General features: G+C 67.8%; 5 protein-coding genes. All 5 read left to right on the top strand.

Features of this window, described 5'->3' with window-relative positions; translation table 11 throughout:
- Window positions 1-28 precede the first annotated feature (28 nt).
- The 5 genes from C8N44_RS01780 to C8N44_RS01760 are packed head-to-tail and all read left to right on the top strand — an operon-like array spanning window position 29 to window position 13,007.
- Entirely contained in the window at window positions 29-3,457 is a 3,429-nt protein-coding gene (locus C8N44_RS01780) for a non-ribosomal peptide synthetase (protein ID WP_107974456.1), read from the top strand.
- Window positions 3,450-7,982, top strand: a complete 4,533-nt coding sequence (locus C8N44_RS01775; RefSeq protein ID WP_107974455.1) for a type I polyketide synthase — start codon at window positions 3,450-3,452, stop codon at window positions 7,980-7,982. Before C8N44_RS01780 ends, C8N44_RS01775 begins: the two co-directional genes overlap by 8 nt.
- Window positions 7,979-11,266: a non-ribosomal peptide synthetase gene (locus tag C8N44_RS01770; RefSeq protein ID WP_107974454.1), complete on the top strand. Its 3,288-nt coding sequence runs from the start codon at window positions 7,979-7,981 to the stop codon at window positions 11,264-11,266. The genes C8N44_RS01775 and C8N44_RS01770 overlap by 4 nt, the downstream gene beginning before the upstream one ends.
- Before the next feature lie 14 nt (window positions 11,267-11,280).
- On the top strand, window positions 11,281-12,072 hold the full coding sequence (locus C8N44_RS01765) for an alpha/beta fold hydrolase (RefSeq protein WP_107974453.1): 792 nt from the start codon (window positions 11,281-11,283) through the stop codon (window positions 12,070-12,072).
- On the top strand, window positions 12,069-13,007 hold the full coding sequence (locus C8N44_RS01760; RefSeq protein ID WP_107974452.1) for an alpha/beta fold hydrolase: 939 nt from the start codon (window positions 12,069-12,071) through the stop codon (window positions 13,005-13,007). Before C8N44_RS01765 ends, C8N44_RS01760 begins: the two co-directional genes overlap by 4 nt.
- Window positions 13,008-13,084: the final 77 nt, after the last annotated feature.

Here is a 13,084-nt window from a genome sequence, read left to right as displayed (position 1 = left end):
TCGCGCACGGCAACAAAGATTTTTTGCAATGAATGCACAGCACAAGAAGGAATTTGATGCATGGGCCCTTCTCCGGGAACTCAGGTCCGCTCGTGTCATCCTCTCGGTCGAGGGGGATCAGCTTCGTGTGCGCGCGCCGTCCGGTACGCTGACGGATACGCTGAAGGACAGACTGCGCACGCATCGTGATGCGCTTGTCGAACATCTGAAATCCGCGGGCGGCAGGCCTGACGTCGTGCCAGCGAATACCGCATCTCAGCGCCCGCGCGAAGGGAACTTCCCCCTGTCCTTCGCACAGCAGCGGCTGTGGTTCCTGGAACGGGTCAACACCGGCTCCAACGCCTACGTGATCGGCGGCGCGGTGCGCATCCTTGGGGCCTTTGATCCCGATCTTCTGTTCGACTCTTGCCGCGAACTCGTGCGCCGCCACGAGGCGTTGCGCACCCGTTTCGGCGAGAACTCCGGAGAACCCTACGCCGAGGTCCTGAAGGAGCTGCCGCCGGACCTGAACCTCGTCGATGTGAGCGGTGTTGCCGAACAGGATCGGATGGCGCGCGCCAAGGCGCTCGTGTCCGAAAAGATGGGCTTCTCCTTCGATCTTCACGCCGGGCCGCTCTTTGCGGTGACCATCTACCGGTTCGCGCCGGACGATCATGTTGTACTGACGCGGGTGCACCACATCATCTCCGACGGGTGGTCGCTTGCCGTCATCTCGCGCGAGTTGCTGACGATTTACGACGCGCTGCGCCAGGGACGATCCGATGCGCTGCCGCCCGTGGAGGCGCACAGCGTGGACCATTCCCTGTGGGAGCGGGATCGAGCGGCGAGCGGACAATGGCAGCGAGACATCGACTACTGGTGCAAGGAACTGGTCAATGTTCCGGCACTGACCGAGCTCCCCGTGGACCGTCCCCATCCGAACCGTCCCTCCTACCGTGGAGAGCGGTTCTCGGCGCAGCTCGACGAGGGCCTTTGCGATGGCCTGCGCGGTGTGGGCAAGCAGACCGGCGCAACCCTTTACATGGTCCTCCTCGCGGCGCTGCAGGTGCTACTGCACCGGCATTCGGGCCAGGAGGACGTGCTGATCGGCTCGCCCGTGGCCAACCGGATGGAACGGCGCTTCAACAACACCGTGGGATGCCTCATCAACAACGTGGTGCTGCGCGGTGAACTCGGGCAGGATCCGACATTTGCGGAGTTCCTTGCCCAGGCAAAGGCCAAGGTCCTGTCGGCGCATGATCATTGCGAGCCTCCCTTCGACATGGTGGTCGACGAGCTGAAACCCGAACGCTCGACCCGTCATGCGCCGGTGTTCCAGGTGCTGTTCACGCTGCTGAGCTTTGCAGAGTTCGACAGTGTGCTTCCCGGAACCACCAGCGTGGACATCCCGATCGAGACCGGCGCCACGCGGTTCGATCTTTCGGTCGAGATCACCGAGCGCAAGGGAGGCCTGAAGGTCTCCTACGAATATGCCACCGACCTGTTCGACCGGGCGACGATTGCCGGGCTGCAGGACCGGTACGAAACGCTTTTGAGGTCGATCGTGGCCGACCCGGGGCAGCGGGTCTCCGACCTGGATATCGTTTCCGCGTCCGATCACATGCGTCTGGCCGAACTGTCCGAGGGGCGCCCCCTGTCGTTCGACCGTGTCACCACCGCTGACAGGCTGATCGACGAGATCGCAGGCGAATACCCCGAACGCGAAGCCGTCGTCGCGGGCGGGACCAGCCTCGATTACCGAACGCTGGTGCGGCGGGCCAACGGGCTTGCCGCGCAGCTGGTGGCGCGGGGCGTCGGGAAGGGCGATCTTGTCGCCGTCGCGCTGGAACCCAACGCGGATCTTGTCGTGGCGCTTCTTGCGGTCTGGAAGGCGGGGGCGGCCTACGTGCCGCTCGATCCGCTGCATCCGGCCGAAAGGCTTGCGATGATCCTGGAGGATTCCGAACCGGCCGCGCTTGTCACCTCAGTCGGTATCGAGGGTGTTCTGACCGGAGCCGACGTGCCCCGGATCCTGATCGACGGGGATGCGGTCGAGCCCTCCGATGCGACTCCGCAAAGGTCGGCCGGGGCTCGGGATCTGGCCTACGTGATCTACACCTCGGGATCGACCGGGCGCCCCAAGGGCGTCGAGGTCGAGCACGGCAACCTCCTGTCCTTCCTCGCGGCCATGCGGGTTGATCCGGGGATGGCGGCCGGGGATCGGGTCCTGTCTGTGACGACTCCCTCCTTCGACATCGCGGGACTGGAGATCTGGCTGCCGCTCACAACCGGCGCCACCACGGTGCTGGCTGAGCGCACGGCGCGCATCGACGGTGCGGCGCTCGGCCGTCTTCTCGAGGGGCAGCGCATCACGATGATGCAGGCGACCCCGGCGACCTGGCGGCTGCTGCTGGATTCGGGCTGGCCCGGCATGCTCCGGCTCCGCGCGCTGTGCGGAGGCGAGGCTATGCCCCGCGCGCTGGCCGAGGCGTTGATCCCCAAGGTCAGGACGCTCTGGAACATGTACGGCCCGACCGAGACGACGATCTGGTCGACTGTCCGGCGTGTTGAGACGGCCGAGGATGCAGGTTCTATCGGCCGGCCCATCCGAAACACGCGTGTCGCCGTGACGGACCAGGCGGGGCGGCCGGTGCCGCCAGGCATCGTCGGCGAGTTGTGCATTGCCGGCGATGGTGTCGCGCGGGGCTACCGCAACCGGCCCGACCTGACCGAAGAGCGCTTCACCCTGGTCGACTTTCCTGCCAGCGGCCCCGTCAGGGCCTACCGGACCGGCGACCTCGTGCGCCAGCGCGGCGACGGGGCCATCGTTTACGTCGGGCGCAACGATTTCCAGGTGAAGGTGCGCGGCTTCCGGATCGAACTGGGCGAGGTCGAGGCGCAGCTTGCCTTGGTCCCGGGCGTCGCCGATTGCGTCGTCGTGGCCCATGTGCCCGAGGGCGGGCAGGCGGCCCTTGTCGCCTACGTGGTCCCTGCCGAGGAAGAAGCGTTCAACGCGGAGGTGGCCCGTCGCATGATGCGGGCGAGCCTGCCGGAATACATGGTGCCGGGCGTCTTCCTGGAACTCGACGCGCTGCCCCTGACGCCCAACCGCAAGGTCGACCGCAGGGCCCTGCCCAGACCGGAGCCGGCTGTTGCTGTAGCGGCAGCGGTTCCGCAGGACGACGTGGTCATGAGCGAGACCGAAAGGCGGATCGCGGCGCTATGGTGCGAGGTTCTCGGGCTTCCCGGCGTCGGGAACGACCAGAGCTTTTTCGATGTCGGCGGCCACTCGATGCTTCTGGTCAAGCTGCATGAGAAACTGACCGCGTCCTTCGGGGACCGGATCCCGCTGATCGACCTGTTCCGGCGGACGACCGTCGCGGCCCAGGCCGAGGGGTATGACGGAGACGGGGCCGCCGTGGACGCGGCCCAGGTGATGCGTGCCAGGCAAAGAGCGGAGCAATACGGAAATGTCTGAACACTTCAGCACCCCGGCGGAAGGCTTTCCGCCGCACGCCGTTGCCATCGTCGGCATGTCGGGCCGGTTCCCCGATGCGCCTGATCTGGGGCAGTTCTGGGCAAACATCCGCGACGGCGTGGAATCGCTGCGCACCTGGAGTGACGAGGAGATGGCCGCCTCGGGCATGCCCGAGGCACTGCGACGCAACCCGAACTTTGTCCCAAAGGGCACGGTGCTCGACGACGCCGACATGTTCGACGCGGATTTCTTCCAGATGTCGCCTGGCGAGGCGAAGATCATGGATCCGCAGCAGCGGCTGTTCCTCGAGTGCGCCTGGGAGGCGATGGAGGACGCAGGCTACGCGCCGGGCCGCATCGAGGTGCCGGTGGGTCTTTATGCCGGGGTCAGCATGAACAGCTACCTGCTGGCGCATGTGCTCGCCAACCGGGCGCTGGCCGAAAGCGCGGGCGGCTACCAGCTCATGCTCGGCAACGACAAGGATTTTCTCTGCACGCGCGTCTCCTACAAGCTCGACCTCAAGGGGCCGAGCGTCACGGTTCAGACAGCCTGCTCGACCTCGCTGGTCGCGGTGGAAATGGCCTGCCGGGCGCTGGCGCGCGGGGAATGCGATGTGGCGATGGCCGGGGGCGCCTCGCTCAACTTTCCCCAACGGGGCGGGTATCTCTACCAGGAGGGGATGATCTTTTCGCCCGACGGGCATTGCCGGCCCTTCGACGCCGCGGCCAAGGGTACGCGCGCCGGTGCGGGCATCGGGCTGGTGGTGCTGCGGCGGCTGAGCGATGCGCTTCGGGACGGAGATACCATCCACGCCATGATCCGCGGCGCGGCGGTCAACAACGATGGTGGCGCCAAGGCGGGCTATACCGCGCCCAGCATCGACGGCCAGTCCGAGGCCATCGTCATGGCCCAGACGCTGGCCGGGGTGGACCCCCGCAGCATCGGCTACATGGAGGCGCATGGGACAGGCACGCCGCTGGGGGACCCGATCGAGATTGCGGCGCTGACGCGTGCCTTCCGCGACCGGACGCAGGATACCGGCTTCTGCCGGCTCGGGGCGCTGAAGGCCAACATCGGCCACCTTGATGCCGCCGCCGGTGTCGCCGGGCTGATCAAGTCGGTTCTTTGCCTCAAGAACGCCTGGTATCCGCCGCTCGTCAACTTCCGCGAGCCGAACCCGCAGCTTTCGCTCGAGGCCAGCCCCTTTGCCGCCTCCGCCGAGGGCGGACACTGGGTGGCCACCGAAGGGCCGCGGCGCGCGGCGGTCAGCTCCTTCGGGATCGGCGGCACCAACGCCCACCTGATCCTTGAGGAGGCGCCAGCCCGCATGAACCTGCCCGCACCGACGGGGCCACAGACGCTGGTGCTTTCGGCGCGCAGCGAGGCCGCGCTGGCGGCGGCAGCAGGGAACCTCGCCGCGGCGTTGGAGCGCCCCGATGCGCCTGCGCTTGCCGACGCGGCCCACACGCTGCTGACAGGGCGGACGCCCTTCCGCCACCGCCGTTTCGTGGTCGCCGGCGATGCGACTGAGGCGGCCGAAGGACTTCGTCGCGCGGTCCGGGGCAGTGCCCACGATGGTGGCGCCCGCCGCGTCGCCTTCATGTTCAGCGGGCAGGGCAGCCAGCATCCGGGCATGGGCCGCGGGCTCTACGAGGCCGAACCGGCCTACCGCGCGGCCTTCGACACCTGCGCCGAAATCCTGTCCGCGCCGCTGGGCCTCGATCTGCGTGACGCGGTTCTGCGCGATGGTACAGCGCCCCTCTCGGAGACATGGCTGACCCAGCCTGCGCTCTTTGCGACCGAATACGCGTTGTCACGGATGTGGGCGGAGCGGGGCATCCGGCCCGCCGCCATGATCGGGCACAGCCTGGGCGAATACGTCGCCGCGCACCTCGCCGGGGTCATGTCGATCGAAGACGCGCTGGCGCTGGTCGCCCTGCGCGGGCGTCTCATGCAGGACATGGCGCCGGGCAGCATGGCCGCGGTGCCGCTGCCCGCTTCTCAACTGCACCGGCGGCTGGGCGGGCGGGCCGAGATCGCGGCCGAAAACGCCCCGGACCTGAGCGTCATCTCGGGAGAGACAGCAGTCATCGCGGAACTCATCGCCGAGTTCGAAGCCGAGGGGATCGCGGCGCGTCGTCTGCATACCTCGCACGCATTCCATTCGCGAATGATGGAGCCGGCGCTGGAACGCATGGCCGAAGCCGTCGCTGACATCCCTCTGGACGAACCGGCGATCCCCTATGTCTCGAACGTCACCGGAACATGGATCACCCCGCAGGAGGCGACCTCGCCCGACTATTACGCGCGGCATTTGCGCCGGGCGGTGCGGTTCGGGCCGGGCGTTCAGCTTCTGGGCGAGGATCCGGGTCTTTTCCTGCTCGAAGTCGGGCCGGGCACGGTGCTGTCCTCGCTGGCGCAGGTCGCGCTTCCGGCCTCGCGCGGCCGGATCGCGTCGTCTCTGGCGCATCCGAATGAGGGCAGGGCAGACACCACGGCAATGCTCGAAGCCTCGGGCCGCATATGGGCGGCGGGCGTGCCGCTCACCCGGACCGGCCTCGCCGACCCGTCGCAGAGGTCCCCACGCAGGGTGTCGCTTCCGACCTATCCCTTCGAGCGTCAGCGTCATTGGGTCGATCCCGCCGAGCAGCCCGCGGCTTCCTCGGATGACCTGCCCGGGAATGGGTTCGTGACGGGGCAGACCGGGGCTCCCTTCCTCAGCGCGCCGACCTGGATGACCGCGCCAGCCGACGGGACGGATGCGGAGATTTCGGGCCGCTGGCTGGTCCTCGCTGACACGCCGGAAGTGGCGGGGGAGTTCGGCCGGAGCCTCAAGGAAGCCGGTGCCGAGGAGATCGTGCCGGTGCTGCCGGCATCGGTTCCGCGCGCTGGTGCGCCTGCGCTCGCCCGTCCGGGGCATGTCGAGGACCTGAAGGCGGCGCTGGCGGGCGGGAAGGATCCCGTTGCGGGCATCGTGATGGGGTGGGGGCTGGAGCCCGGCTTCGTGGATGGGCGAGGCTGCTTCGATACGCTGGTGGCGCTGGGCCACCTCGCGCAGACCGAGCCGCTTGCAGCGCCGGTCCGTGTGCTCTGCCTGACCTTCGGTGCCTGCTCGGTGCTCGGGGAGCCCGTGCGCAATCCCGACATGGCATTGCCGCTCGGACCGTTGCTGGCCCTAAGCAGCGAGGAACCGCGACTGCTCTTCCGCCTGGTGGACCTGTCCGCCGAGGACATGCAGGCCGGGCCGCAGGCCTTGGCCGGCATCGCCCGTCACGAAGCGAGGAGCCGTGACAAGGAGTTGCTCTGCGCACGTCGGCATGGCCGCAGGTTCCACCGGCGTTATGATCCGGTACCCGCGCCCGAGACCGGCGGGACGCCGTTGAAGGAGAACGGCGTCTGCCTGATCACCGGTGGCCTTGGGGGGCTGGGGCTGAGCATCGCCCGCGCTCTGGCCGAGGCAGGCCCGGCGCGGCTCGTGCTGACGGGTCGAAGGGCGCTGCCCGAGCGTGAGGGCTGGGAGAATGCGATTGCCTCCGGGCACCCGCAGGCCAATGCAATGACGGCCCTCCGGGAAATCGAGAAACTGGGCGCCGAGGTGATGATCGCAACCTGCGACGTGGCGGTAGAGGCCGACATGCAGGCGCTCGCCGGGCGTATCCGCGCGCGTTGGGGTCGTCTCGATGGGCTCATCCATGCGGCGGGCCTTGCCGGCAGCGGGGCGCTGACCGTCCGGCAGACCAGGGAGGAGATCAACGCGACGCTTTCCGCCAAGGTCGAAGGCACGCGTACGCTGGGCCGCGTGTTCGGTGGCGACAGTCTCGATTTCGTGGTCTTGATGAGTTCAATCAACTCCATCATCTCGCGACCGGGTGCGGTAGATTACGCCGCCGCGAACGCTTTCATGGACGCGTGGGCCGAAAGTGATGAATGCCCTGCCGCCTGGCCCTCTGTGAGAGTGATGAACTGGGAAGCCTGGGCGGAGGTCGGAATGGCGGCCCGTCGGCAGAAGGACCGCCCCGATCCGGGCCTGACGCCGATTGATCGCGACGTGGCGACACGGCTTCTTCTCGACCTCGCAGGTGGGACGGTGCCACGTGTCATCATTACGCCCTACGACCTCTCGGCGGCGGCCGCCTGGAGGCGCCGCGCGGGGGTCGCACTCGGTGTCGATCCGCGACAGAGGACGGAAGACGCGGCGCTCCCGCTCGAAGCCGAGGACAGCGATCTCGTCAAGCGGGATCGCTTCGCGAGCGATGCCGAGGTCACCGTCGCCCGGATCTGGGCGGACCTGCTGCAGGTCCCGCTCGAGGGCCCCGAAGACGACTTCTTCGAGCTCGGAGGGCATTCCCTGATGGCGACACGGTTGCTCGCCCAACTCGAGGCGGCAACTTCGGTCAGGCTGATGCTGCGTGACGTCTTCGAGGCGCGCACGATCGGCAACCTTGCGGCGCTCGTGGAGGGCGCGGTGGCGGCGGAGCCGGTGTCCGGGCAGACCGGTGAAGAAATCGAGGAGTTCGTGCTTTGACACCCGATGAGCTGCTCACGGAAATCCGCTCGCGCGGGAGCCAGATCACCGTGGACGGAGAGGATCTGCGCCTGACCGGCCGGGTCGGCAGCCTGACCGAGGAGTTGCGCAACCAGATCCGGGCGCAGAAGGCCGATGTGATCAGCCTGCTGCGGCAGGAGGATGCGGCGGCGCCCGCGCTGCTTCCCAAGGAAGGGCAGCTGCCGGTTTCGCACTTCCAGGAGCGGCTCTGGATCATTCAGAAGCTCGATCCCAAGGCGACGGAATACAACCTCGTGACCGTCTGGCCCTTCGGCACGCGCTTCGATGCGGATACGCTCGAGACGGCCCTGCGCCGGGTGATCGGGCGGCAGAGCGTCCTTCGCACCTGCTTTCGCGAAACGCCCACGGGGCCGGTCGCCGTACTTCTGGAGCGCGACGTGGTCCCAGTGCAGCATGTCGTGCTTGACGATCTGGGAGAACAAGCCCGCCGCGCGGCCTGCGACGAGGCTGTGGGACGCGAGGTTGCCCGGCCCTTTGACCTCGAAAACGCCGCGCCGATACGCTTTACCATCCTCGATTTCGGCGCTGAGGGCGTCGCCCTGTTGGTCGCGGCGCATCACATCGCCATCGACCACTGGTCGCTTTCGCTCCTGCGGGACGAGATCCTTTCTGCGGCGGCCGAGGGGCCGGGCTACGCCGCCCTCGGCCCTGTCCTCGAATACGCCGACTATGCCGGCTGGCAGCGGCAGCGGCTGCATCCTTCGCGGCTCGGCAGGCACCTGGACTGGTGGGAGCAGACGCTGCGCGGCGTGCCCGATCTCTGTGCCTTCAACGCCGATCTCGTGCCGCGGCTCGGATGGGACGGGGGCAGCCAGTCGTTCCTCTGGGACGAGGATTTTTCCCGGCGGCTGGTCGCCTTTGCCCAGTCCCGTGGCGCTACGCTCTACATGATGCTTCTCGCAGCCGCCGCCGTCGCCCTGCACCGCGAAACGGGGCTCGAGGACATCGTTCTCGGCAGTCCCGTCGCCCTGCGGGAACGCCGGGAGTTCGAACAGATGATCGGCCCCTTCGTGAACACGCAGGTGCTGCGGATGACCGTCACGGCAGAGACCAGCTTTGCCGAGCTGCTCGACCGGGCCCGCGACGCACTTCTGGACAGCCACCCGCACAGCCACGTGCCCTTCGAGATGGTGGTCGAGCGCGTCCGCCCGGCGCGCAACCTGAACCGGTCGCCGCTGTTCCAGTTCGCGGTGGTGCTGCAGAACGCCGCCGGTGCGCCGAGCGAGCCGATCTTTGGCGGTGGCGCGGTTCACGACATGACTTGGTTTGTCCGGCAAGCGGGTGGTCAGGTGATGGGGGCCATCGAGTACCGGTCGGATATCTACCTTCCCGAGTCGGTCCGACGCCTTCTGGCGCGGCTCGAGGCGATCCTGTGGTATGCCGTCGAGCAACCGGAAACGCCGGTCGCGCGTATTCCGCTGGTCTCGCCCGAAGAGCGCGGGATCCTGTTGGGGAACTTCATTCCCGAGGCTGTCGAGATCGACCCGACGCCCTATCCACAGCAAGTCGCGCGTACGGCAAAGGTAAGCCCCGATGCCACCGCTATCCGGCACGAGGGTCATTCGGTCAGCTACGGGGACCTGAACAGACGGGCAAACCGTTTGGCGCATTTGCTGTCCGACCGCGGTATCGGTCGTGGCAGCGTCGTCGGTCTTTGCCTGGACAGGTCCCCCGACCTGATCGTGGCGATGCTGGCCGTGCACAAGGCCGGCGCTGCTTATGTCCCGCTCGACCCGGCCTTCCCGCCCGATCGCCTGCGCTACATCCTCACCGACAGCAGCGCGCGCGCGGTCATCACTGGTGGCGATACGGCGCGTGCGCTCGATGTGCCCGACAGGGTGGAAGAATTGCCGGTCGCCGAGGCGACGTCCGACGCGGAGGCGTTTTCCGACAGCGATCCGGAGGTCGGGATCATCCCGCACGATACTTCCCACCTGATCTATACCTCGGGCTCCACCGGGCAGCCCAAGGGTGTCGAGATCACCCACGGCGCGCTGTCGAACCTGCTGGGCGCGCTGCGGCAGGAACCGGGCATGACCTCGGAGGATGATGTGGTCGCCGCGACGACAACCGTGTCGTTCGACATCGCGGCGGTCGAATTGCAACTGCCGCTGACCGTCGGCGCCACCATCGAGCTGCTCGACCGCGAGATCGCAACCAATGGCGAGGCGCTGGCGGAGGCCCTGCAGGACAGGAACGTCACCGTGGTGCAGGCGACGCCCTCCGCTTGGCGGCTGCTGCTCGAGGCGGGGTGGGAAGGCAGCCCGGAGATCCTTGCGATCAGCGGCGGAGAGGCCCTGACGCGGGATCTTGCGGATGCGCTGCTGGCGCGGGTGGGGCGGCTCTGGAACGGCTACGGCCCGAGCGAGACGACGATCTATTCGACAGGCGCCTGGATCGCCGCAGATGGCGCGCCGGTCAGCATCGGCCGCCCGGTCGCGAACACGCGGGTGTATCTTCTGGACGAGGCCGGCGACCCTGTTCCGATCGGCATGCAGGGCGAAATCTGCATCGGCGGGGCGGGTGTGGCCAAGGGCTATATCGGCCTGCCCGAACAGACCCGCGATCGGTTCCGCCCCGATCCCTTCGATCCTGCCGAGGGCGCGCGTCTCTACCGCACCGGAGATATAGGGCGCTGGTCTTCGGATGGCCGCCTGTTCCATCTGGGCCGCAGCGACCACCAGGTGAAGATCCGCGGCGTGCGCATCGAGCTGGGAGAGATCGAGGCGGCGCTGCTCTCCGCCGATCCTATCCGGCAGGCGGCGGTGGTCGTCGAGGACGCGGGCAATGACGACCGGAGGCTCGTCGCCTATGTCGTCTACGAGCCGGGCGAGGACATGACGGCGAGCGAGGTCCGCCGCCATCTGCGCGCGACGCTGCCACGCCACATGCTGCCGACCGTGATCATGGACCTGCCCGCGCTGCCGCGCACGCCCAACGGCAAACTCGACCGCAAGGCACTGCCACGCCCGTTCGAGCAGGGCGGGCCGCGCCAGAGCGCAGCGACGCCGCCGCGCCCCGGCGTGGAGGCCACCCTCGCCGAGATCTGGTGCGACGTGCTCAAGGTCGACAGGGTCGGTGCGGAAGACAACTTCTTCGAGCTTGGAGGCCATTCGCTGTTGACGCTGCGTGTCGTGCGCCAGGTGAGGGAGCGCCTGGGCATCGCTCTTGACCCGCGGGTGCTGTTCTTCAAGACTCTCCGGCAGATTGCTGCGGAGCTGTCGCATCTGCAGACCGGATAGCGTGAATTGAGTTCATGAGCCCATTTTTTTTCGGCACCTCGCGGCGCCGCCTCTTCGGCGTGTATCACCCGGCGCAGACCTCGCGGGCCACGGCGAAGGCGGTGGTGCTCTGCTATCCTTGGGGCCATGAATACATCAACGCGCACCGCTCCATGGTGAAGCTTGCCGGCGTGCTTGCCGAGGGCGGCTACCACGTCCTGAGGTTCGACTATTTCGGCACGGGCGACAGCGGGGGCGAGGCCGTTGACGTGACCCTGAAGGGATGCCGAGAGGATATCCTGACCGCTGCAGAGGAACTGCTCGACATGAGCGGCGGCGAGAGCGTGTCGCTGGTCGGCTTGCGCCTCGGAGCGGCGCTCGCGGCTGAAGTCGCGGTGGCCGAACGGGGGCTGGTGGACCGGCTGGTGCTCTGGGATCCGGTGATATCGGGCCCCGACCACGTCGAGGCGATGTTTCGCGCTGCGGCGAACATGCCCAATGGCATGGGGCCGCCGCCCCTGCGCGCGCCTGAAAAGGGCGGCGGGCACGAGATCTGCGGCTTCCCCCTCACCGATACCCAGCGCGACCAGATCGCGGGTGTCGACCTGATCCGGCTGGTCCCGAAGCTGCCGCGCAAGTCGGTCACGCTGGTGACGCAGCCGGCCCCGGCGCATGAGCGCTACCTGGAGGCGGTCGGCGACGCCGGCGCGCAGGGCGAGCGGTTCCTGCGCATTACCGACCGCGCAGCCTGGCACGAAGACTGGCCGCGAAATGCCGGCATGATGCCGGTCGACGTGATCAACCGCATCGGGGCGTGGATGGCATGAGCGATCGCCAGTCCCCTGCGACGGCGCTTGCGCCGAAGACGAGCGAACAGGTCGTCCTGATGGGCGCGATATCGTCGCTTTGCGGCATCATCACCCGGCCGGCGGGCGACCCGACGGGCCTGCCGATCATCCTGCTGAACACCGGCATCATCCATCGCGTCGGGCACCACCGGATGAACGTCACCATCGCACGCCGCTATGCCGCTGCGGGACATCCGGTCATCCGCTTCGATTTCGGCGGCATCGGGGACAGCCCGGTGCAGAGCGAGACGCTGCCGCCGCTCGACGCCAACCTGATCAGCATCGGCGAAGTCTGCGACTGGCTCGAGACGAACCTGGGGCAGTCGCGTTTCATCCTGATGGGGCTTTGTTCCGGGGCGGATCATTCGATCATCTATGCCGCACGTGATCCCCGGATCGCAGGCGTGGTACTGGTCGACCCTTCGATCCCGCGCACCTTCCGTTTTCACGTGAACAACGTCGCGCGCGATCTGACCCGGCGCGCGGTCTGGACCAATCTGGCCACCGGCCGTGGCCGGACCTGGGCCCGGATCCGCCGGCTGGCGGGACGGTCGGGCGCCACTGCTGACGAGGAGCCCCGGAACGAGCCCTTCGCCCGTCCCGAGCTGGAGCATCCCGAGGCCGTGGCCTTTCTCGAGAAGGCCTACCAGGACGCGGTCGACAACGGTGCAGAGATCCTCGCCGTCTTTACCGGCGGCCACGATTTCCAGCACAATTACCGCAGGCAGATCCTCGACGCGCTGCCGCGAGTAAAGTTCGGCAAGCAGCTCGACCTGCATTTCTACGCCGACTGCGACCACACCTTCACCTTCGAGCGCCATCGCGAGCGGCTGCTGCGGCTCACTGACGAATGGCTGGCGAGGATCATGGCCGCCGAGCAGCGAGAAGAAACTTCGCGGCGCCAGATAGGCTGACGGCCAAGCGTCTTCGCCTGACGTTCATGGACGCGGAGCCGGGACTCCGCCGGTTCAGACCGGCGGAGTTCTTCTTC

Origin of the sequence: Allosediminivita pacifica (assembly GCF_003054175.1) — a bacterium.
GTDB classification, from domain to species: domain Bacteria; phylum Pseudomonadota; class Alphaproteobacteria; order Rhodobacterales; family Rhodobacteraceae; genus Allosediminivita; species Allosediminivita pacifica.
This window is presented reverse-complemented; position numbering and strand designations above follow the sequence as displayed.